At 53.0% G+C, this 22297-nt stretch carries 18 protein-coding genes; 13 read left to right on the plus strand and 5 right to left on the minus strand.

Going from position 1 to position 22297, the window contains the following annotated elements; all coding sequences use genetic code 11:
- The first annotated feature begins 42 nt into the window (after nt 1-42).
- The 13 genes from A9B99_RS14250 to A9B99_RS14310 are packed head-to-tail and all read left to right on the plus strand — an operon-like array spanning nt 43 to nt 16722.
- Nucleotides 43-471, plus strand: coding sequence for a GPW/gp25 family protein (locus A9B99_RS14250; RefSeq protein ID WP_064598536.1), 429 nt, complete (start codon nt 43-45; stop codon nt 469-471).
- Nucleotides 464-2263, plus strand: coding sequence for a type VI secretion system baseplate subunit TssF (gene tssF / locus A9B99_RS14255; protein ID WP_064598538.1), 1800 nt, complete (start codon nt 464-466; stop codon nt 2261-2263). The genes A9B99_RS14250 and tssF overlap by 8 nt, the downstream gene beginning before the upstream one ends.
- Nucleotides 2254-3195: a type VI secretion system baseplate subunit TssG gene (gene tssG, locus A9B99_RS14260; RefSeq protein WP_064598541.1), complete on the plus strand. Its 942-nt coding sequence runs from the start codon at nt 2254-2256 to the stop codon at nt 3193-3195. The genes tssF and tssG overlap by 10 nt, the downstream gene beginning before the upstream one ends.
- A 13-nt stretch (nt 3196-3208) precedes the next feature.
- The gene (locus A9B99_RS14265; protein WP_064598544.1) at nt 3209-5188 is read left to right on the plus strand and encodes a type VI secretion system Vgr family protein; all 1980 of its coding nucleotides are present in this window, start codon (nt 3209-3211) and stop codon (nt 5186-5188) included.
- A 9-nt stretch (nt 5189-5197) separates the two neighbouring features.
- Nucleotides 5198-5653 (plus strand): DUF6931 family protein, encoded by a 456-nt coding sequence (locus tag A9B99_RS14270; protein ID WP_064598546.1) that lies wholly within the window; start codon nt 5198-5200, stop codon nt 5651-5653.
- On the plus strand, nt 5650-5946 hold the full coding sequence (locus A9B99_RS14275) for a PAAR domain-containing protein (RefSeq protein ID WP_064598547.1): 297 nt from the start codon (nt 5650-5652) through the stop codon (nt 5944-5946). Before A9B99_RS14270 ends, A9B99_RS14275 begins: the two co-directional genes overlap by 4 nt.
- Before the next feature lie 13 nt (nt 5947-5959).
- The gene (gene tssA, locus A9B99_RS14280) at nt 5960-7033 is read left to right on the plus strand and encodes a type VI secretion system protein TssA (protein WP_231889198.1); all 1074 of its coding nucleotides are present in this window, start codon (nt 5960-5962) and stop codon (nt 7031-7033) included.
- The gene (locus A9B99_RS14285; protein ID WP_064598551.1) at nt 7030-7686 is read left to right on the plus strand and encodes a type VI secretion lipoprotein TssJ; all 657 of its coding nucleotides are present in this window, start codon (nt 7030-7032) and stop codon (nt 7684-7686) included. Before tssA ends, A9B99_RS14285 begins: the two co-directional genes overlap by 4 nt.
- A 1-nt stretch (nt 7687) precedes the next feature.
- On the plus strand, nt 7688-9049 hold the full coding sequence (tssK, locus tag A9B99_RS14290; protein WP_064598553.1) for a type VI secretion system baseplate subunit TssK: 1362 nt from the start codon (nt 7688-7690) through the stop codon (nt 9047-9049).
- A complete protein-coding gene (locus tag A9B99_RS14295) occupies nt 9049-9666 on the plus strand; it encodes a DotU family type IV/VI secretion system protein (RefSeq protein WP_064598554.1) in 618 nt (205 codons plus the stop codon). The genes tssK and A9B99_RS14295 overlap by 1 nt, the downstream gene beginning before the upstream one ends.
- Before the next feature lie 5 nt (nt 9667-9671).
- The gene (locus A9B99_RS14300; protein ID WP_064598556.1) at nt 9672-13103 is read left to right on the plus strand and encodes a type VI secretion protein IcmF/TssM N-terminal domain-containing protein; all 3432 of its coding nucleotides are present in this window, start codon (nt 9672-9674) and stop codon (nt 13101-13103) included.
- A 17-nt stretch (nt 13104-13120) separates the two neighbouring features.
- Nucleotides 13121-15664: a type VI secretion system ATPase TssH gene (gene tssH / locus A9B99_RS14305; RefSeq protein ID WP_064598559.1), complete on the plus strand. Its 2544-nt coding sequence runs from the start codon at nt 13121-13123 to the stop codon at nt 15662-15664.
- Nucleotides 15649-16722, plus strand: coding sequence for a VasL domain-containing protein (locus tag A9B99_RS14310; RefSeq protein ID WP_064598561.1), 1074 nt, complete (start codon nt 15649-15651; stop codon nt 16720-16722). The genes tssH and A9B99_RS14310 overlap by 16 nt, the downstream gene beginning before the upstream one ends.
- A gap of 55 nt (nt 16723-16777) precedes the next feature.
- Here A9B99_RS14310 and A9B99_RS14315 read toward each other — a convergent pair whose 3' ends face one another.
- From A9B99_RS14315 to A9B99_RS14335, 5 genes are all read right to left on the minus strand, one after another.
- Nucleotides 16778-17776 (minus strand): hypothetical protein, encoded by a 999-nt coding sequence (locus A9B99_RS14315; protein ID WP_156519063.1) that lies wholly within the window; start codon nt 17774-17776, stop codon nt 16778-16780.
- Nucleotides 17777-18289: 513 nt separating this feature from the next.
- Nucleotides 18290-19429: a M20 family metallopeptidase gene (locus A9B99_RS14320; protein ID WP_064598565.1), complete on the minus strand. Its 1140-nt coding sequence runs from the start codon at nt 19427-19429 to the stop codon at nt 18290-18292.
- Nucleotides 19426-20184 (minus strand): glutamine amidotransferase, encoded by a 759-nt coding sequence (locus tag A9B99_RS14325; RefSeq protein ID WP_064598567.1) that lies wholly within the window; start codon nt 20182-20184, stop codon nt 19426-19428. The genes A9B99_RS14320 and A9B99_RS14325 overlap by 4 nt, the downstream gene beginning before the upstream one ends.
- Nucleotides 20185-20197: 13 nt before the next feature.
- The gene (locus A9B99_RS14330) at nt 20198-21277 is read right to left on the minus strand and encodes a phosphotriesterase family protein (protein WP_064598569.1); all 1080 of its coding nucleotides are present in this window, start codon (nt 21275-21277) and stop codon (nt 20198-20200) included.
- Nucleotides 21278-21280: 3 nt separating this feature from the next.
- Nucleotides 21281-22282, minus strand: a complete 1002-nt coding sequence (locus tag A9B99_RS14335) for an ABC transporter permease (RefSeq protein WP_197499281.1) — start codon at nt 22280-22282, stop codon at nt 21281-21283.
- Nucleotides 22283-22297: the final 15 nt, after the last annotated feature.

Genomic DNA, 22297 nt, shown 5'->3' on the forward strand with positions numbered 1-22297 from the left:
ACCCGGTAGCACAAGTGCTACCGGGTTCAGGAGCCTGTGCTTGTGATTACTTCATTACTTGTTCGCCTCAGCGATAATGAGCCTCATCAGGAAGAGGATGATTATCCCTGGGATTTACAATCGTGCGAGTTATTGGTTAATGAATTAAAAATGATGCTAACTTCGCGTGTCCGGATGCCTGATATTGATAATATGCCAGAAATTAATGCCTCGATTTTAAATTATGGTATCAATGAGACTTTTGTTTCTGACGAAGAAACAATGAATCGTTACATCGTACTGGAGGAAAGAGTAACCAGGGCGATGCAACGTTTTGAACCCCGTATAGCACATTTTTCCGTTTCCCGCGCCGCAGATGAAAATGAACCAGAACTCATGGTATTTACTATTACGGCTCATTATGAAGATGCCCCCATCATAGTAGTATTAAAATGGAATAATATGACGGGGCAGTTTTATATTCATGAATAGATTGCTTGCTTATTATCAGAAAGAAATGCACTTTCTGAAAAATCACGGTAAGAAATTTGCTCAACGGTTTCCTAAAATATCCCGGCGGCTTGGTTTTGTTGATGGTGAAACCGAAGATCCGCATGTGAGCCGTCTTATTGAATCCTTCGCTTTGTTGACTTCGCGCATTCATCAACGCCTTGATGATGATATGCCTGAGGTAACAGAAGCGCTGTTATCTGTTTTGGCACCTCAGTTTCTGCGCCCACTGCCTTCGTGCTGCATTGTGATGATAGAGCCTGACAGGCAAAAAAGCGGAATAACCGGTAAGAACGAGCTGGCTGCGGGCATGGCGCTGTTTTCTCGTCAACGGGATCCGTTACCTTGCCAGTTCCATACCGTGTACCCGGTCACGCTGTTGCCTCTCGCAGTGGATAACGCTGTCTTGCACTTCGACAGTGATGAACTGCGCTGGCAATTACAACTCCAGTTTCAGGTTTGGCCAGGGGCAATACTGGGTGATGAGACCATCCGTCTCTACTTGCATGGCCCGGGTAATGCGGTCAATACACTGTATACACTGCTCTGTTCAGAAGTCAGCAGCCTGGTGTTGCGCCATAACGGTATTGCTATTGAGCTGGATCCTGGTGTGATTACCGCAGTGGGTTTCAATTCAGAGGATGCGCTCATTTCTCAGGATTCACGCATCGCACCTGTCCATATTCTGTTGCTGGACTATTTTTGGTTTCCACAAAAATTTTCGTTCATTGATATTGCTCTGCCTGCCGGATTTCAGGCCAGTGGTAACAGCGTTTTTACTTTACAGGCTGTCTTTAGGCGTAATCCTCTGACTGAGCGGCTCGAAAAATTAGCCGGTCTGATTGACGTCAGCTTTTTCCGTTTGCATTGCACTCCCGCTATTAATCTCTTCACTCAGCGCGCGGAACCCATCAGCCTGACTGATGCCAGTAGTGAATATCCGGTCATACCGGATACCCGCCATCAGCGCCATATTGAAGTATGGTCTGTTGAATCGGTATCAGTGCAGCGTAAAGTGGATGATCGCATTCAGCATTACGTTGTCCCGCCGCTTTTGGAAAGCTACCAGGGGGCATTGCAAGGCGAGGATGCCGGGATAGCATGGCAAGGTTTTCGCCGCGAGACTCAGCATGCCGATGGGCCACAAACCCGCTTCAGCATTGGGTTCAGTGTGCGTACTATGCGCCAGGCCTCTTCGTCACCGGAAGTGGTCACACTTAGCTTATTATGCACCAATCACGCACTTGCGCATCACATGCCTTATGGGCAACAAAAAGGGGATTTTGATACCGATGCCCCGGTTGCCGGGCTGAGAATTTCCGCGCTGACTCAGCCAACCCGGCCTGTCTCTGCGCCTGAAAAGGCGGATATACGCTGGCGTTTTTTGTCACAGCTTTCATTAAATTTCCAGTTGCTATCGGGTGATCAAGGCGCACAACATCTGAAAGCCATGCTGGCGCTGTACAATTTCACGGATCAGCCCGGCAAACCTCAGCTCTATCACTTAATCCAGTCACTGGATTGCCAGCCTGTGACCGCAAGGCTTATCAGTAATGATCCCCATTCTCTGGCCCGTGGTATTGAACTGACCGTCACGTTTGACAGGAAGGCTCTGCATGAGCCGGAGTATTACCTGCTGTGTAGCTTGCTGGACCGTTTACTGGCTCTGTATGCACCGGTAAATAGTTTTACCCGTCTCACGACATGTGTTGAACATGAAACGGCAACCCGCCGTGTGTGGCCTGTGCGGGCGGGGAAACTGTCATGGATCTGATTCCGGTGGCGAGTAAGTTTAATTTTTACCAACAAATTCGCCTGTTGCTGCGCAAACTGCGTGACGGCCATACGCCGGAAGAGACGTTGCTGGATGAACAACTGCATATCACATCGTCGCTTTCTCTGGATGCGCCAGACGGGCAAATAGCGAGTATCACACGCGAAACAGCGGATTCGCCAGTAGAGATAACGGCTTGCTATAACGGTTTGACGGGGGCGCTGGGTGCGTTGCCAACGGTATACAGCGAATGGATGATTAATCGTTATTACCGCTACAGTGACAGCAGTGCAAAAGCGTTTATTGACCTGTTCGGGCACCGCTTATATTGCCTGGATTACCTGGCCTGGCAGAAACATAACCTCTGTGCCCTGGCTGAGTCTCAGGATGAACCTCCGTTACACACCGCAATACAGGCGCTTACCGGGCGGCTTTGCGCACAGTCTCATCCGGAAAATACCCGTTACGCCTCGTTATTTTCAGCACCGGTTCGCTCAATGGTGAACCTTGAACAGCTATTGCGCCAGATGTTCGGGGTTCCGGCGCAGATAATTCCTTTTACTGGTGGCTGGCAACCCGTTCCGGCGCAAGAGTGTTGCCAGCTTGGCAACCCGCATCACACGCTGGCAACAGCGCCCATGATGGGCCAGTCGCGTCTTGAGTTACATGCCAGTTTTGATGTTGTTTTAGGGCCAATGACGCCGGAAATATCGCGTAAATTTACCGCCCAGGGAAGTGCCTGGCGTGCGGTATGGTGCGCTATTCGCGACTATGTTGGCCCTGTTGTCAACTTTTCCGTTTCCTTGACTATCCAGAGTACTGATTCTGCCCCCAGGTCACTGGGGCAGCAGATTCTGGGTCTCAATCTCTGCCTTGGCAGTAATGCGGCAGCGCACCTTTACCAGGTGCGTCTGGTTGCCCCCACTGACTAAACAGGATGTTTTTATGTCACTGCTCGACCAACCAAAACGTTCTCAGCAACAGCACTTATTGAGCTGGAATGGTGCAATCGCGGATGCGCTGTTACTGGTCTCTTTGCAGGGCGAGGAAGCGTTATCGTCGCCTTATTGTTACCTGCTGCGCTCTATGACACGCCAGACAGAGGAGCAGATCGCCCAATGGCACGGGCAGGCGGTGTCCTGCCGGATTGGTGAAGAAAATATGCCGGGCCCGGTGCGCTATGTCCACGGTGTGGTCACACGCATTCAGTATGCCCGGCGGGGGAAGGATGAAGCGGAATGTATTTTCACTCTGGAGCCTGCGCTGGCACCACTGAAACTGGGGCGGGTGATGCGGGTTTGGCAAAATATCAGTGTGCCTGATTTAGTGAGTGAACTGTTACGCACTCATGGGATTAACGAGCTGGAGATGCAATTACATGGTTCCTACCCGGAACGGGAATATTGCATACAGTACCGCGAATCTGCGTTTGATTTTATCCAGCGTCTGTTGGAAGAAGAGGGGATTTACTATTTCTTCCGTCACAGTGAATCGGGGCATCAGCTCATCCTTGCCGACCATCCCGCCAGCCATGTCGCTATCAGTGGAAGTTCTCTGGCCTGGCACGATGCCGGGCGTTTACTGTCCGGCGGCGTCATTGATAGTTGGGTTTCAGAGGCTTCGTTATTGCCTGGGCGTGTTGAGTATCATGGATTTTCCATGCCGCAGGCAGCGGCAATTGATGTTGGCCATAGTGCAGGCAAACAAGGCACAAAACTTGATGATGTCGTGTTTACTGATATTACCCCCGCGGGCGAACGTGGGGTGATTACCCGTCATGCAGAACATGCCATGGCTGCAAGGGAAGCGAATGTACTGAAATATCAGGCAACCTCAGCGGTTCACTGGTTATCCAGCGGGGAAACCTTCACGCTCACTGACCATCCTTCTGGTGAAAGAGAATACCGTGTGCAGGCATTAACGCTGAATATTGCCAATCACTCGGATGGGAAAACCAGCCATTGCCATTGTAAGTTTGAAGCCATGAGCAATGACTCGCCATGGGCTCCACCAGTGAAATATTCCCCGCGAGAAATCCCCGGCGTACTGCTCGCCACCGTGGTTGGCCCGGCATCGGAAGAGATCCATACCGATGAATACGGGCGAATCAAGATTCAGTTCCCCTGGGACCAGGAAAACCCGGCAGACGACACCAGTTCTTGTTGGGTACAGGTTGCTCAGTCGTGGGTTGGCGGAAAGTTTGGCGCACAGTTCATTCCTCGTGTGGGGAGTGAAGTGCTGGTGAGTTTTGTTCAGGGGCATCCGGACCACCCGGTGGTGACGGGCTCGGTCTACAACGGCCAGAATAAACCTCCTTTTGCTTTGCCGGATGAAAAAAATGAGAGCGGTTTTATGACGCGCAGTGCAACTGGCGGGAGTGTTGATGACGGGCACCGGCTCAGCTTTAACGATAAAAAAGGCGAAGAGCGGTTGACCATTGTGGCCCAAAAAGACCTTGAGCTGACGGTAAAAAATGAGGTGAAAAATACTATCGCCGCTAACCGGTTTACAGAACTGACCAAAGGTAATGACCAGTTGGTGCTCCGCCAGGGTGATATGAAGCTGGTGCTGGAGAAGGGAAACTGGCAGCAAAGTATCACGGGGAATATGGCGACAGAGCTGAAAAACGGCGATTACGCCCTGAAAGTCGCAGGCGGCGGGCAGGTTAAAACTGACAAGGCGCTCAGTCTTGAGTCCACGCAATCTATTGAACTCAAAGTGGGTGCTAACAAAATCACTTTGTCTGCCAGTGGTATTTCTATTAATGGAGCAACCCTCAAATTACAGGCCAGCAGTACGGCTGAAATGAAGGGGGCCATCCTCAAGCTGGAAGGCAGCGGCACTGCGGAACTCAAAGGTGCAATGGCGACAGTATCCGGTAGCGGCATGGCCCGGGTATCTGGCGGCATCACCAATATCGGTTAAGGAAACACTATGTCCGAACAGGGATTTTCACACCAGCAATGGCTTGAGCGTGGTGACTGGGAAATGGCGTTACAGCAATGGGTGGATTCTCACCCGGCACAAGCTACTGGCTTATGTCTGGCTTCCGTATTGCGGGAGGAAACCCCGCCCGAACAACATGCGGTTCTGGACGAGATTACCCGTTGCTTTCAGAAACATGATAACGCGTTACGGTGGCGTATTTTTAATCGCTTTTCACTTGAGGGATTTGGTTCACCTGTCGGTGCGCTGGCACTGGCGCTATTTTGGTCCGAAGGCAGTCTGGCGCCGGAAGGTGTTGAACCCGTTTATCCCGACCCGGCACTGGTTCCGCAAATGCTGCATACCACGATGTTATTGCTGGCGGCTCAGCTTAATGACTCACCAGTCGAAGGCACTCGCGCACTTTTAAACCGTTGTCTGGCATGGGAGGCGATGAGCAAATGAAACCGGCGGCCAGAGTGTCTGATATGCATGTTTGCCCCATGGTTACACCAGGGGTTCCGCCTGTTCCGCATGTTGGAGGGCCCATTATGCCTCCAGGTGTACCCACGGTACTGATTGGTGGTTTGCCTGCCGCCACAGTTGGCTCCATGGCGACGTGTGTTGGCCCCGTGGATACGATTGTTATGGGAAGTACCAAAGTATTGATTGGCAACAGACCCGCTGCACGGATGGGGGACACCTGTGCCCATGGTGGCACCATTGTTAGCGGGTGTCCTACCGTGTTGATTGGATAAATTAAGGATGATTATGCAACCTGAAATAGCCGCGCTTTTAGTGCCAATAAGCCCTGAAAAACCCGGTGGGGAAAATTTGGAATATGAACCCCTGTTCGATGTGATTCGCGATGCGCGTGAAAGCGATCCTGTTGATGTTTCACAAGGCGAGTGGGCGCTCAGGGAACCCAAAAAAGCAGACTGGAAAAAGGTCAACACACTTTGTTCTGAGGCTCTTAGCCTGCAAAGCAAAGACCTGCAACTGGCATGTTGGTTCGTTGAATCACGTTGCCAGTTGTTGGGCCCGGCAGGGTTAATCTCTGGTGTTGATTTCCTGAGCGAGTTTATTACCCGTTTTTGGTTTCAGTGCTGGCCATCGCTGGAAGACGATGGCGTGGTTATACGGCGAGGCCGTCTGACGCGCCTGGACAGAGATCTCAGCCAGCATCTGTTCAGCCTTCCTTTGTTAAGCCACGCGCAATCATCTCTGTCGCACTGGCGGCAGGTTCTGGCATTTGAGCACAAGATCAACTCTCATCCGGATGCGCGTGATGCGCTTATTGAGGAAGAAGGCGATCTGACTGTTGAAACCTTCGAAAAGATTTCGGCACATTTTTCCTCTTTCGAAATTAGTCAGCTGGCGGATTTAACCGCCCAACTAACCAGTGCGCTGGCGCAACTGGATGCCCGTTATGTGTCCATCAGCCAGGACATGGAAGGTGGGGTTTTTACTAAAACACGGTCCACACTTAAGGACATTGAGGATTATTTGCAACGTATGGCGCAACGTGTGTTACCGCAGGCGAACGCGGAGACGGAAGCGCTGATACCTGTTGCCGTGGTTGAAGACAATAGTGCAATGCCTTTCGTTTCAGCGGAGTCTGTGATTAACCCATCCTCTGTTATGACGCGTGAACTGGCGGTTAGCCAAATGCTGGCGATTGCCGACCATTTTCGTACAAATGAGCCTTCCAGCCCGGTACCGTACTTAATGGAGCGGGCTGCGCGCTGGGCAGGAATGACCCTGACAGAGTGGCTGGAAGAGATGCTGAACGACACCAATAGCATCAATGATATCAACAATGTATTGGGGCGAAACCACGAATGAAAAAAACATTTTTGGGCAGCCTGATATTGATGATGGCGTTGTTGACTGCCGGGTGCGCCTCAGATAAGACCGCGGCGACATCGGAAAAGCAAGCTATTGAGCAGGCAAATACGCCTTTTGCGCAGGGCGCAATCTCACTCGCCATTCAAACTGACCCGGACCTTAATGCACTTAATGGGATTGCCAACAGCTGTACCCTGCTGGTGATTCAGTCTGAACAGGTCAGCACATTGAATAAGTTGCTCTCCAACCCGGTGATGTTGAAAGGTGTATTCAGTGGCGCAGGTGCGCAAGGGGATATCCTGAAAGTTGACCGTTACGCGGCCATGCCCGGGCAAAGTGTCACTCTGCATATAGATCGCAGCGAAAACACGCGTCATGTGGCAATTGTCGCTGGTTATTATCCATTCCCACAAAAACAGCACATGGTCGCTTTTGCTATTCCGGTACAGACGAAAAGCCGTGGGTGGTGGAAGCGTACCTGGCAGGCTGAATTACAACCAGCAGCATTGAGCATGCGCCTGGGAAGCCAGCGAATCAGCCAGTTCCAGGGAGGGAGCCCCATCCCGATTACGTTTATGAATAATAACGCTGAAGCCGCACCGGAATCGGAACCGGAAGCCGGTCCTGAATCGGAAAACAAGGAGGGTTGATATGCTGCCAGAGCTCCAGCAAGTATATTGGTATTCAGGTGTTTACCTGCAACCACAGCATTTACAGTCTACAGACCTGCACCATAATTTTATGCTTTCCCGGCATCGCCAACTGGCGCAACCATGGAATGTGGGCATCATCCAGTGCGATTTTAATCCAGAACCGCTGGTCGATTTCTCAATAAAAATGACACGGTTGCAGGCTATTTTGCCTTCCGGTGATTATCTCGAATTTCCCGGAAATTGTGTGTTGCAACCCCGCCAGTTTCGCGATGCCTGGAAACACCTGGAGAAACCTTTCACATTGTGGCTCGCGTTGCGGCGCTTTGACCCGGGCCACGCCAATGTGGGCGATACCTCCAACAGCCGCTGGGTAAAGACGCCAGAAGAGGGCGTTATGAAAGATGTGTATTTCAATGGCCCGGAATGCAGTGTTGCCCGCATTATCTACAACGTACAAATTCTCAGTGATGAAGAAAAAGCCGCTGTTGTGGACTGTGAGTTTTTGCCATTTCTGCGTCTGCGTTATGACAATGACCGTGTGATTGTTGACCCGGACTTTTGCCCCCCGCTGGTGAACATTAATGGTTGTGCAATGCTGAAAAACTTACTGGCAGGGTTGTATGCTGAACTGGCCAGTCGCATGCACAAATTTGAAGAATACAAGCGTCCGAAACAGAGTAAACATAGCGACAAGGGCGATATTACCCAGTTGCTCGCTATGCGCACATTAAGCCGGACACTTCCCCTGCTGAACCATTTTTGCCGTACGCCCAATATGCACCCCTGGCCCGTGTTTGGCTTATTAACCCAGCTTGTGGGGGAGTTATCCAGTTTCAGTGAACAGTGCTCCTTTACGGGCGAATGGGGAGGCGAAAGCATGTTGTTACCCTATGACCATTATAACCCGGCGGCTTGTTTTCTCAGCGCCAGGCGGGTGCTGACCTCCTTACTGAAAAATTTAACGCTGCAAGATAACACCTGGGTTCACCTGGTAGCGGATGAACAGAATGTGTTTCGTGGTGATTTGCAGTCATTGCCATGGCAGAACACAGGCAGTGTGTTGCTGCTATTGCGCTCGGATACGCTGGCAGCAATGGCGCCAGCAGAAAATCCGGGGTTCAAAGTGGCGCCCGCCCGCGCTATCACCCGGCTGATTCAGCACGCGTTGCCGGGCGTTAACGCCACCTTATTGAATCCGACTCCACGAGGCGTGCCTGACAGTAAAGACGCTTTTTACTTCAGCCTTAATTCGCAAGACAGCTTGTGGCAAGGCATTGAGCAGGATAAAGACATCGCTTTTTATTGGGATGGCGCACCCGAGGACCTTCAGGTCCAGGTTATCTTCATGGAGGACAATTAATGGCTCTGTTGGATTGTTACCTCCCTGTGTTCAAAAAGATAATCCTGATGTCTGGCGAACATGCGGCATATCCGGAGTATGACAGCGCGCGCGAGGCCTGCATTGATGCACTTGAAACAGCCATGCAACGCGCTGCTCAACAGGATGCCTGTGAACAGGAAAAAGAGGCGGCCAGGCTGGCTGTGATAGCCTGGATGGATGAAACCATCCTTTGCTCATTATTGCCCTGGCGTCAGCAATGGCAAGGTGAGTTACTGCAACGTAAGTATCTGAATATCACCATTGGTGGAGAGCGTTTTTTCAGCGAGCTTGAGCAACTTGAGGTGACCTGGCAGCAGGCGCGTAAAGTCTTCTTATTCTGTTTACATAACGGTTTTCATGGCCAGTACGGCTCACCCGATGATAAAGCGGCCTTGCTCGGCGTTATTGCACAACAGCGCAAACTCTTATTACCGGAGGCCTGGCATCAGTGGCCCTGTGCCGCCGCCATAACGCCATGTTCCACTGAGCCACCGGCAGTGATGTCGCTGCATAAACGGCCGTTATTCAATCTCACTGTCGCAGTTACGCTGTTATACGGTGCGGTATTCCTTTCTCTCTCCCTGTATATTAATTGAACGTTATGCTCAAGAAATTAGCCTGTTTTACCGGCTGGCTATTGGTGATATGCCTGTCGCTACTATTTTGTTTCACTCTGGGCTTATGGCAAAACTGGAGCACGCCAGTGATTGTGTTGTGCTGGTTGCTGATGTTATTGATTACTGCTGTGATTTGGGCCGGGGCTCAGAGCCTGGTGTCCGTTTTCAAAGGGAAAAAAGGGCAACGGTTCTTGCGCCGATACCGCCTGTCACGCCGGGAAGGCGTGCTGCTTAGCCACTGGAATCCCGGCGCGAGCGTTATCAGGCGTATCCGGCGTAAGCGAACCCGCCTGCCCTGGTATATTTTGCTGGGTGAGCAAAGTGGTAAAAGCACATTACTGGCAAGTGCCGGGTTACCGCGTTTTTATGATGATGGTGATAATACCGTTATTGGCCCTACCCGTACTCTGCGCTGGTGGTTTTTCCGTAACTTATGTGTTCTTGACCTCTCCAGTAATTTTCTGAAAGGCAGTGCGCCTTTTCATTATGCCTGGGGCAAGATTGCTCACTGGTGTGCGCGTATGCCAGCGCCGGCGGGAATGATTGTGACAATCCCGATGAGTGCACTGATTGAGGGAGATTTCAATGCCCTGCATGCCAGCGCTCGCCGCCAGCGTGCATTAATTGAGCCGCTTATGCGCCGTTTTTCATCACGTCTGCCACTGTATGTGCTGGTTACACAATGTGATGCGTTCCCCGGTTTTAGCTTGTGGCACAATCAGTTATCTCCTGAACAGCGTCAGCAAACCCTTGGCTATAACTGGCGTACACCTTTGCCTGTTGATGGTCAGGATGAACAAACATTGCAGGCACTGTTTACCGCCCTGCACCATGGTATGTCTCAGGTACGGATGAGCATGGGTCGCCCTGAGCACCTCAGTGCTCAGGATTACGCGACATTGCTGGATTTTCCTGAAGCCTTCGGCCGCCTGGAGCCGGCACTGCGTTATGCTCTGGCCGCACTTTGTGAACCCAACGCCTATTTCAGCCATACCACGCTCAGCGGAGTATGGTTTGGTGCGGCTGAAATACAGGCCGACAATACCGGGAGGCGGGAAAGTGTATTTATGCATGATTTGCTGACACAGCACCTGCATGCATTAAGCCTGCATCACCATAGCTCGCGTTGGTTTTTCCGCTCATGGAGCCATATTGCATGCCGTATTGTCCTTGGCATATGTGCTTGCTGGATTATCGTGAGTGCAGTATTCAGTACTGGCCGGATACGTTCTGATCTTGAGCAGTTATCGCCTCAGGCGCTGGCCGCATTTCTTGCGGATGAAGAGAAACACTCTGCATTTTCATTGCGTTACCTGCCATTTTCACCATTACTTAACTGGCAGCATACCCGGGCAGAAACCCGGTTATTGAGCCAGTCAGACAGCCTGCCCCGCCTGGCAGGTACCACGCTTTCTGCATGGCAGCAACGAGTTTTGTCTGCTGAACCGGCAGAGCAGCGTGAGCTTATTCTGCAACTGGCGAATGCCCTGCAAATTTGGCAGCACATGCAGGATGGGGCAGGGCTGGCCGTCCTTGAACAATTAGCTCCGGTAGACGAAGCGTTGCAACCCCGCACCTGGTTGGGTGAGCGTTCTTTGCTGGAGCGGCTGGCTTTTGAGCGCCACTACATGCAGAGCCCGGCAGGCGTACAGTGGTATCTCACAGCACAACAGTTGTTAATAAGCCTGGTCAACCATGATCCGGAACTGGAGTGGTTGGTTGCTCCGGGTGATGCGCTGATCCCTTTGCAGGCATCAGCATTCTGGCCCTCGTTGCCGGGTGATATTGCGCTGCCTGGTGCTCGCACCCGGTCTGGTAAAGCCACGCTGAATGAATGGGTCGCTTTGCTGGAACACAGCGCCGGGCAACCACTTCCTTTATTACAACAGGCACAAGCGCGCTGGCAAGTGGAGCGGCAGGATGCCTGGCGCCAGTATTTGGCTGATATATCTGCGCATCTTGTGTCACCACTACCGGTCATGATGCCGCGTGAGGCGTTAATCGCCATTGGGCAAAATAAAAGCTATGCAATGAATTTTGCCACCAATGCCGTAGAAGAACTGAGCGATATTCCCACCTCACTGGCACAGCCCTGGCTGGTGACGTTGCGCCAGTTGCAGCGGTTGTCCCACGAGAATGATATGGCAACGCTACTACGTCGCGCTGCACAGACAGACAACCGCATGCGCCAGTCTCTTGGTTCATGGTTGAAAGGATTCCCGGATGTTAAACCCACCTGGAATCTGCAACAGTCGGAGCAGGCCTGGCGCAAATGGCTGGATATACGTAACAAATCTGTACAGGATGCGGTGGCGCAGAGCCAGTCAGGTGGCCGGTTAACCCGGGGGTTGTTTTCAGGCAACGAAGAGAATGACGCCAGCAATCCATTAGTGGAGCTGTTGCCTGCTATGCAAGTGTTACAAGGGCATTTTTCAGCCGGAAGTGACGATACCGCAGTGGCGGCCATATGGGCCATTTTCGAAGATGATGCCCGCCGCCTTCTGGGGAATGCCATGGCGCACAGTGCGTGTTGGCTTAATTCACAGTGGAAGACCACGGTCATCAGGCCTCTGGGCAACCAGGCTGAAGTCCGTAGTTATGCCGACCAACAATCATTAAGTCATCAAATTGTCAGCGACTTCTTGAGTGGGCCGGCGAAAGCTTTATTAACTCTGGGGCCACAGGGTGTGGACGCGGCCGAATATGCAGATATGCGCGTACCTCTTGAAGACGACTTCCTGTATCTGGTGCGTCACGCTTTTCCTGCTGAGCTTTTTCTGGATGTACCTGAACGGGCAACCACGCGGGAAGGTGACTTACGTGCCTCCCTGCAGGCCCAGGTTGATGACCTGGTGGCCCAGCAGCGGGCACTGGAGAAAGACGCCCTGAAACTACAGGTGACCAGCCACCCGGCGACTATTCCGGGGGGAGCGGCAGTCATGCCCACTGGCACCCGGCTGACACTGAATTGCCAGAAAAACAGCCAGCAATTAACCAACATGAATTTCACCGAGCGGGCCGATTTCTCCTGGCAACCAGGGCAGTGCAATAGTGTCAGTCTTGATATTAATTTTCCTGATTTTTCAGTTAAATATGCATTAACTGGTGACGATGCCTGGCCCTGGTTTGTACAGCGCTTTGCTTCGGGAGAAGCCTACTTCGACAGCCATGAATTTGGAGAAGATGAATCATTGCTTAATCAGCTCGGCATTAAGCAAATCCTCGTACGCCTGAGTGTTTCTGACCCTTATGCGCTGGATGAAGGCTGGCAACGCTGGCTGGAACTGGCCAGCTACCTGAGTGATGCCCGCGAACAACTCGCTAATCTTGATGCACATTCTGCCCGCCAGCAGTCACGCGCTACGCTGGCAAGCCCCATTTCAGCACTGCCGGGTGATATCGCCCAGTGCCTGTAAATATGACAAGGACCGTTATGAGCCATTATCTGAAATCTATTATGAGTAAACTCAGCAATGAAGGGCGTAGCGCACTGGATGCCGCCGTGTGCCATGCCGCGTCACGCCGCCAGGCGGAAGTTATGCCAGAGCATGTATTGCTGGCGTTAATCCAGCAGGAGAGTGCGCTGCTGGAGTCTCTTGGCTTACAGGCGGGGTTGCCGGCAAACATGTTGCTGGCGGAGACACAAAAAGTCCTCGATGGAATTAACCGGGGGACAGCCTCTATGCCGGTGTTCTCAGCGGAACTGGAGAGATGGCTGACCGATAGCTGGTTGCTTGCCAGTGCGTCCTGGGGACAGGCGCAGATTAACCCTGCCGTGTTGCTGGCAAGTTTGTTACATGATGAAGGTGAGCATGTTTGCGCACCGGGTGTACAACATGCGCTGAACTGCGAACGGGATAAGGCGCTTCAGCTGCTGCGTACGTCCGGGGCTGACCAGGCTCCATCACTTCCAGAGAGGGCTGTGTCTGGTGCCAGTGGCGCTTTAGCGAAATATACCCGGAATCTGAGTGAACTGGCGCGCACAGGGAGCCTTGATCCGGTTCTGGGGCGGGAAGCGGAGATTCGCCAGATGGTGGATATCTTGCTGCGCCGCAGGCAAAACAACCCCATTCTCACCGGGGAACCCGGCGTGGGGAAAACTGCGCTGGTTGAAGGGCTGGCGCTGCGTATTGCCGCCGGTACAGTGCCGCCACGGCTGAAAAATATGGAAGTGATGACCCTTGACCTGGGGCTGTTGCAGGCCGGAGCAAGTGTAAAAGGTGAGTTTGAAAATCGTCTCCAGTCTTTACTCAAAGAGGTTGCCTGTGCCCCACAGCCGATTATTTTATTTATTGATGAAGCACATACGCTGATTGGCGCGGGTGGTCAGGCAGGGCAAAATGATGCCGCTAACCTGTTGAAACCTGCACTGGCAAGGGGGGAGTTACGGGTAGTTGCTGCAACCACATGGGCAGAATATAAAAAATATTTCGAAAAAGATGCCGCCCTGACACGGCGGTTCCAGGTAGTGAAAGTCGCTGAACCGGATATTGAGAATGCGACAACCATGTTACGCGCCATGGCCCCCGCAATGTCGGCACATCATGGTATTCCTGTACTGGAAAATGCCATTCACGCGGCGGTTCATCTCGCCAGCCGCTATATTGGCGGGCGGCAACTGCCTGATAAGTCAGTCAGCTTGCTGGATACCGCCTGCGCCAGGGTTGCCGTTTCACAGACACATGAGCCGAAAGAAATTGAAGCTATTAATGTACAACTGCGTGCTATTGAGAGTGAGCATGAGGCTTTGGTGCGGGAGCAATCCGGGGCCGAACGCCAGGTAAAACTGGCGAGCCAGACTGTTACTTTGCAAAAACAGCGAGAGAGTTTGCTGGCCGAATGGCAACGCCAGCGTGAACTGGTGCAACAATTATTGCGCTGTGAAGATGCCAGTGAACTGGCTCAGGGGCGTGAAACGCTGGCGGCCTGGCATCAACACCACGCGATGGTGTTTGAATGCGTGGATGCTACCTGTGTGGCAGATGTGGTTGCAGACTGGACCGGTATCCCTCTTGGCCGCATGCTGGAGAAAGAACACCAGCAATCCGAGGCGCTGTTCGGGCGTCTTGCAGAACGCATCATTGGCCAGTCTTATGCGCTGGAACAGATAACTCAACAAATCCGCATCAACCGCGCCGGGCTGGGCGACCCGCTAAAACCCGCAGGGGTTTACCTGTTAGCCGGGCCATCCGGTACCGGGAAAACGGAAACAGCCCTGGCGCTTGCCGGGCTGTTGTTTGGTGGTGAGCATAGCCTGGTCACGATTAATATGTCTGAATACCAGGAGGCGCACTCTGTCTCCGGGTTGAAAGGTTCGCCTCCTGGTTATGTGGGGTACGGGCAAGGCGGGATACTGACAGAGGCTGTGCGCCGTAACCCCTATAGTGTGGTTTTGCTTGATGAGGTAGAAAAAGCACATCCGGATGTCATGGAATTGTTCTACCAAATTTTTGATAAGGGGCTGATTGAAGATGCAGAAGGCCAGGTCATTAACTTCCGTAATACCCTGATTCTGATGACGTCCAACCTCGCCAGTGCCAAGCTGACCGAAGCATGTGACCGTGGTGAACAGTCTCCAGTGACGTTGGTGCAACTTATTCGGCCTGAGTTTGAACGTGTTTTCACACCTGCGCTGATGGGAAGAATGGTGCTGATCCCCTATCTGCCACTACAACCAGAGACACTGAGAAAAATTATTGACCTGAAGTTACAGTGCCTGTGTCAGCGGTATCAGCAGGCGACCGAAGGCCAGATATTGCCCGTCTATACCCGGCGTGTTGTGAACTGGGTGGCGGAACGCTGCCAGGTGAAACAGAGTGGCGGGAGGGACATCGATCAGGTCCTTAATCAGCACTTGTTACCGCGTCTGGCTGGCAATATTGGTAAACGTGGTTCTTCAGGTTCACTAAAAATTGATGCGGGAAAAAATGGGATAACCTTGCGTTTTGGCCGGGAGGTTAAATGCGCTCAGCCATAATTGATGAGAGTTTAACCGCTATCCGGTTTAATTGTTTCGACCCGCGCTGCCACCAGGTTTTTCTTCAGCTCAGCCACAATATGAGCCGCTGGAAGCAGCATGCCAGCGAACGGGCATGGTGGCTGGAGCAAGAAAAACAGTGCCACACGCTGTTTCGCCAGCATGGGTATGACCTGCAAAGTGGTGTCTGGTACTGCATGATTGCCTGCCAGTGCCATGGCTGGCAAGGTCTGACACATTCGCTCCAGTTACTGGTAAAAGGCCTGGTGAGCCAACAAAACCCTTGCTGGCCGCCACTGGCGGCAAAGGACTTGCGGCGCAATTTGCTGGAGTGGTGTTGTTCACAGCTGTTGCCTGTTATTTATGCCTTGCCAGGGAAAAATCGCAGTGCGGCTTCGCGTATTCAGTTACTGGAAGTGGTGGATCAGTTATACCACCAGGCCGTGGCTCACCAACTGGTGTCTGCCAGCGAATTTAAGGTGCTGTTTCGCTGGCTGGAAAATGCCGCGCCGTCGGAGAGAGTACCCCAACCCCTTCCGCCAGTTGAGCCAGTGGCGCAGCCTGACAGCAGCACAGCCAGCATCCCGTTACTGACATGGCGGGCGCGTTGTATATGGGGGGCTTTGGGTGGGGTGGTTGCAGTGATGTTTATGGGAGGTATTTGGGGGCTGGGTAATTCCCGTGCGGCATACTATTCTCACCAGCTATGGCCTGATAATGCATGGTATATAAAATGGCGCAAGCAGGCCGAAAAGCATGTGGCCCTTTATCCTGCTAATCACTCTTATGAGCGGCTAAGCCAGCAGCTAATTGACCTGGAACAGCGCTTACTGGATGCAGAGCATAAACGTACGCCTTATATGACGATTTCTGCATTGAAAACCCATGTTTACCAGATGCGTGAAACCTTAAAAATGCAGGAGGCTTTGCTCGAAAACCAACTGAACCAGTTACAGGTACAGCGCAATGACCAGCAACCTGTTTCGCCTGCAGTGATACAGGCGTTAGAGTTACAACTGGAAGCGCTGCAATACCGTGTGTTGCTTCTCTCCTGGTAGCCATTGTTGGGGCCGGATACTGGTCACCGGCCTTAACAGCAGACACGGTTTTCTGTTAAGGCTGTTTGGTTTTCTTTTGCCGCAGGCGGCGGCGTTCTTTGGCGCGCTGGCTGTATAATTGCTTTGCATGGCGTGCCTGAATACCCAGTTCAGTTTGTTTACGCATAGCCCGGTTATACAGTGCCATATTTGCAACAGTGCGAAAACGGCGAGCATTCAGCATGGCGTAACTAAAAGTAATCCCACCCAGAGCGATAACTGCCGTGAGCAGATAAGAATGCGCACTGTCACTTTGCCCTGCCAGTGAATACAGGCAGGCGAAAATCACATACCCGGCCACTATCACCACCGTCACACCAAACTGAATTAAATAGCCTTTCATTGCCCGGTAGTACCCCCGGACACAAAAGCTGAGTAATGTTATTAAGCTGGCAATAAACAAGGCAGGGAGCGCAAGCATACCAATAATCTGTATCTGAACAGGCCAGTTAAACAGATGGCATAGCCATTGCCAGAACATCCCATGAGCAAGGAGATAACTCAGCAAGGCAAACCCGGCATTCAGGGCCAGGTTATAGGGAGCATCTGGGTGCTTACTGCCGGAATCCAGTGAGTGAGTGCCAACCAATGCAGCTAATTCCTGAGTGTTGGCCTGCCTGATTTGCGCCTCTGTCTGCTTTATCCAGGCCAGAGTGGTGGAGAAGTGTTTCAGGCTGATTCTCTTCACAAGCGAGGTTTGCTGCACCCGCTTTTTCGGTGGGAGTGAAGCCAGTTGTGCCTGTTTAAACTCTGCATGGTGATACAGAACCACTTGCGCCAGTGTGCGAAAACGCCGGGCGCTGAGTAGCCAGAAGCTTAGCCCGGTAAACCCTGCACCTGATGTTGAGGCGACTAATTCCCAGATCTGAATATTCCTCCCATACAAAAACCGCCCCCAGGTACAGGTAAAAAATCCGGTGGCAATGATGGCGATACCCGCAGCCATAAAAAGGATACTTTTCAGCACGCCAATATATCCACGCACGCCAGCAATCCCCATAGCAATGATCAACACCAGAAAGCAGCCACCGAACGGCAGAATATGGGTAAAAAAAAGCAGATACAGGCCAGCCAACAAAGTTAAAAATTGCCGCCCATAGTTTAAGTTGCAAGATAACGAAGGTGTATAAAACCAGACACACAGCCAGCACGTTTGCCAGACCGGGGGGGCTGGGCCAGAAAGTTTTGAGTGTAAGCCAGATACCTGGCGGTGCCAGGCGTTGCATAATTTCCTTTAGCGCTGTGGCATCTGCCTGCCTGATTTGTGCCTCTGTCTGCTTCATCCAGGCCAGAGTGGTGGAGAAGTGTTTCATTGTAAGGGGTATCACTCAGGGGTAAATGAATCCGTGGAGAAAGACTGCAGGAAGCCTACAGCATAACGCCCGGAATGGAACGGGTCTGCCAGAGGGTGAAATGTACCTGTCAGCCAAGGGCTGGGGCAACCTTTTGGGGTAAAAATCAGACCAGGTATTCAGGCCATTCTGAAAGATGGCCTGTGTGTTAGGCTGGGTGGTGTGTGCGGGCGTCTTTACGCTGATGATGCCATGGGGTCTTTCATCCAGCCCGCAATGATTTCACCATACAGGCTTTGTGCCTGTTCCAGTTTGTTCACCTCACAATATTCATCCGTTTGGTGTGCCATGGCGGGTTCCCCTGGCCCGAGAATAATACAGGGTGGATTTCCCAGCGCAGGTAACAGCAGCGAGGCATCGGTAAAGTAAGGCACGATTCGCGGTGTAAGTGGTGTGCCATGTAGTGGCTGGCAGAGCGCGAAAACCGCCTGAATCCACGGGTCTTGCGGGTCCGTCAGAACGGCGGGCAGGTCGACCTGCGCTTCCAGGCGAATATGTTCGCCAATATGGTGATGCAGCCGCTGGCAGATATCACTGTGGCTCAGATTCGGGGCGGTGCGGATATCCACATCAAACACAGCGCGGTCCGGGACTGAATTAATGTTCAGCCCACCGTGAATGCGGCCAACATTCAGAGTTGGGTGGCGCATTAACGGGTGATCCGGCCCGGGTGAAAAATGCTGGATTTTTTGCAGTGCGTCTGCCGCCAGGTAGATGGCATTGACACCCAGTTCAGGCATGGCTCCGTGGGCTGTCTTGCCAGTTGTTTCTGCCCGCAGCCAGAGCGCACCTTTATGCCCAATCACCGGGTAATTGGCTGTGGGTTCGCCCACAATCAACGCTCCTGGCGCGGTACCGGCCAGGCCCGACTCCAGCAATGCCCGCGCACCATCACACCCGGTTTCTTCGCCACCGGTCAGCCACAAGGTGACCCCCGTACCAGCACGAATGGCCGCCCGTTGTGCATCACAGGCACCAATAAATGCGGCAATGGCGGCTTTCATATCGCTGCTGCCACGCCCATACAGGCGGCCGCCCACGATATCTTTGCCGAACGGGTCATACTGCCACTGTTGCTGGCCCAGCGGCACGGTATCCAGATGCCCGGTAAACCCAAGTGGCGCACCTTGAGTATCGCCCGGTAACCGGGCAACCAGGTTGGTACGATTTTCGCCAAAGGGTAACAGGCTTACTTCAAACCCGCGCTCTTCCAGGTGGCTGGCAAGAAATGCCATGCAGGCGTGTTCATTGCCCGGCGGGTTTATGGTGTTGAACCCGAGTAACTGCCGGGAAAGGGCGATGAGTGGTGTCGTCATGAGCGGGCCTGAGTGAGCCAGTCCAGCGCATTGATCCACAGGCGGCGGTAACCGTCCCACTGGCAAAATTCATCGGGGAGCCAGTGAGCAGACATATCGCTGGTCCAGGCCAGAGTACGGCCTTTTTGGTATTCCCGCACCGCCAAAAGTGGGTGCCCGGTGCCAGATACGGTAGCAAGCAACTGGCCATCCGGGTGCATTTCGACTTCGTTATAGCCCAGCAGCCACGGCCATTCGCCTGCCAGCCCGTCCAGCACCGGGTGTTGGGTAATGCACTCTGCGCTGGCGCCTTCCGGCACTTCTACCCGGTCATCCCAGGGCAGGCAGCGCACCGGCAAAACTTTCTCGACTGCGGTATTGCGGTAGCGGGCACCGCCATTGATACCCTGAAAGCTGAAGTAACCGCCAACCATCATCAGGTTCCCGCCCCCGGCAACATAATCATGCAGTAACGTTAAGCGATTGGGGGTTCGGCGGCTTTTCAGCCAGGTGTCCGGGTGCAGCAGCAAGGTGTTCGCACCAATGTCGGACAAAATAATCACATCCCACGCCTGTAATGCTTCAAGAGTGGTGGGAAACTGGGCCTGGGCCTCATGCGCGGGCATGTGGGTGACCTGGTAGTCACTCTCTTTCAGTGCCACGAGAAAAGCATCAGCCCCGGTGTGGTAAGTGGCCGTGTAGAACTGGTCAAACCCTTTTACATGTGTGGCGCTACTGGTCCAGGATTCGCCGACCAGTAAAACAGACTTTTGCATGGATAAACTCCTGTTACCCGCCAAATACGCGTTGCGGGTTGGTTATCATTAGTGTTTCCAGTTGTTCGCCAGTAACGCCGTGGCGGCGTAAGCGGGGCACGAAATGTTTGAGGATGTAGCCATAACCATGGCCGCCATAACGGGTGAGCATGGTTTTCAAAAACACATCCTGGGAAAGCAGCACCTGGTGAATAAAACCGGCGTCAATCAGTTCGCGAACAGCACGGGCATTTTCTTCATCGGAAGGCGACTGGGCAGATTCGTCGGCATAGTAGTAGCTCATGCCAATCATGTCGTACTCCAGAAACGCGCCCCGTTTCGCCAGGCTGTGTTGGTAGGCTTTGTCGGCAAAACTGGGGTTCATGTGGCACAGCACGGTATGGCGCAGGTCTGCCCCTTCTTCTTCCAGAATATCCAGCACCTTGTGGCCCAGCCGCTCCCAACCCGGCAGGTGGACTTCAATGGGGACCTGGGTTGCGGCATTGGCGCGCCCGGCAGCCCGCAGCGATTTCTCTTCTTCCGGTGTGAAGCGGCTGGAGATGCCAATTTCGCCAATTAACCCGGCGATCACGTCTGGTTTTTCATCCATACCGCCCAGGTCGTAAATCAGTTTGTCGGCCAGCGTCTGGATATCCAGGGTTTTGGCCCAGTCCGGGTGTGATGGCTCCAGGTATAACCCGGTGCCCATCACAATATTCAGACCAGTGAGCCGCGAGATACGCTGCAACGCATGGGGATCCCGGCCAATGCCAAGGTTAGTTGGGTCAACTACGGTTTCTCCACCCAGCGCGCGGTATTTCATGAGCTCTTCAATAGCGACATCTGCATCGAACAACTGGCAGTTATCACGGCTCATTAACGGGTTAAGCGATAATTCCCCAAGGTTCTCGATACTGACCGGCGCTTCGGCAATATGACGGTCGCTGCAACAGCACGGCGGAACCCACTTGCCTGCCGCATCCAGCAAAATATGTTCATGCATCAGTGTGACGCCCATTTCCCCAACAGGCAGTGGCCCGAGCACGGTCATCACACTGCCACTGTTCACACCAACGGGCAGCGGTGTGGGGTGGCGAAAAATTGAACCCTTCATGAGCTATCCTTTTGCGGCAGAACGGGTGGGGTTAAGAATGCGGGTGTTAAGCCAGATGGCGAGCAGGATGATGCAGCCCGTGGCAATCTGGGTATAGAACGGTGAAATATGGGACAGGATCAGGCCGTTCTGGATAACCGCAATGGAGAGCGCGCCCAACAAAGTGCCGATGATAGTGCCAAACCCGCCAAACAGGCTGGTACTGCCCAACACCACAGCGGCAATAACCTGGAGTTCGAAACCTTCGCCCTGGTTGGATGAGCCACTACCGAGGCGGGCGGTGATTATCATGCCAGCCAGTGCCGCGGCCATGCCACTGAGCATGTAAACACGCATCGTCACTGACTGGGTTTTGATTCCGCTGCGGCGTGCACCTTCGTTATTTGCACCAATCGCGGTGACATAGCGGCCAAAACGCATATGGTTCAGCGCAAAATGGGCAATGATCAACACCGCGATACCGATCAGTGCGGGCATTGGGATGCCAACCACCCATGCCCTGCCCATAAAGGTAAAACCACTCCCGGCCGGAACCGGTATGGAATAGCCCTGGGTTATCAGCAGTGCCACACCACGAACGACCGCCAGCGTTGCCAGCGTGACAATAAACGCGGGGATCCCTTCACGGGCGATGAAAAAGCCATTAATAAGGCCTATCAGTGCGCCAACCGCCAGGCCGCCAATAAATACGACAGGCCAGGGCAGGCCCCAGTGATTCAGCGCAATAGCCGACAGCGCGCCCACCAGAGCCAGTGTGGATCCTACGGAAAGATCAATACCGCCAGTGGTTATCACAAAGGTCATGGCGCTGGCGACAATCAATAGTGGCGCAGTCTGGCGGATAATATTCAGCCAGTTATTGCCAGTCAGAAAGTAGTTGGTGATGAGCGTGAACACCAGGCAGCAGAACACGAAAAATAGCGCGATACTCACCACGCCGGAGTGGTTGTGCAAAATGCGTTTGGGCAGGCTGTGCTGCAGGACGCGGGGGCTGGACATATTAATGGTACTCATGGTTAT

Source organism: Mangrovibacter phragmitis (assembly GCF_001655675.1).
Lineage (GTDB): Bacteria > Pseudomonadota > Gammaproteobacteria > Enterobacterales > Enterobacteriaceae > Mangrovibacter > Mangrovibacter phragmitis.

Coding starts and splice junctions, on each gene's coding strand:
- A9B99_RS14275 (WP_064598547.1), top strand. CDS start 5,650: ATGAAACCGGCGGCCAGAGTGTCTGATATGCATGTTTGCCCCATGGTT.
- A9B99_RS14285 (WP_064598551.1), top strand. CDS start 7,030: ATGAAAAAAACATTTTTGGGCAGCCTGATATTGATGATGGCGTTGTTG.
- A9B99_RS14330 (WP_064598569.1), bottom strand. CDS start 21,277: ATGAAGGGTTCAATTTTTCGCCACCCCACACCGCTGCCCGTTGGTGTG.
- tssA (WP_231889198.1), top strand. CDS start 5,960: ATGCAACCTGAAATAGCCGCGCTTTTAGTGCCAATAAGCCCTGAAAAA.
- tssF (WP_064598538.1), top strand. CDS start 464: ATGAATAGATTGCTTGCTTATTATCAGAAAGAAATGCACTTTCTGAAA.
- tssK (WP_064598553.1), top strand. CDS start 7,688: ATGCTGCCAGAGCTCCAGCAAGTATATTGGTATTCAGGTGTTTACCTG.
- A9B99_RS14295 (WP_064598554.1), top strand. CDS start 9,049: ATGGCTCTGTTGGATTGTTACCTCCCTGTGTTCAAAAAGATAATCCTG.
- A9B99_RS14320 (WP_064598565.1), bottom strand. CDS start 19,429: ATGACGACACCACTCATCGCCCTTTCCCGGCAGTTACTCGGGTTCAAC.
- A9B99_RS14300 (WP_064598556.1), top strand. CDS start 9,672: ATGCTCAAGAAATTAGCCTGTTTTACCGGCTGGCTATTGGTGATATGC.
- tssH (WP_064598559.1), top strand. CDS start 13,121: ATGAGCCATTATCTGAAATCTATTATGAGTAAACTCAGCAATGAAGGG.
- A9B99_RS14325 (WP_064598567.1), bottom strand. CDS start 20,184: ATGCAAAAGTCTGTTTTACTGGTCGGCGAATCCTGGACCAGTAGCGCC.
- tssG (WP_064598541.1), top strand. CDS start 2,254: ATGGATCTGATTCCGGTGGCGAGTAAGTTTAATTTTTACCAACAAATT.
- A9B99_RS14310 (WP_064598561.1), top strand. CDS start 15,649: ATGCGCTCAGCCATAATTGATGAGAGTTTAACCGCTATCCGGTTTAAT.
- A9B99_RS14265 (WP_064598544.1), top strand. CDS start 3,209: ATGTCACTGCTCGACCAACCAAAACGTTCTCAGCAACAGCACTTATTG.
- A9B99_RS14270 (WP_064598546.1), top strand. CDS start 5,198: ATGTCCGAACAGGGATTTTCACACCAGCAATGGCTTGAGCGTGGTGAC.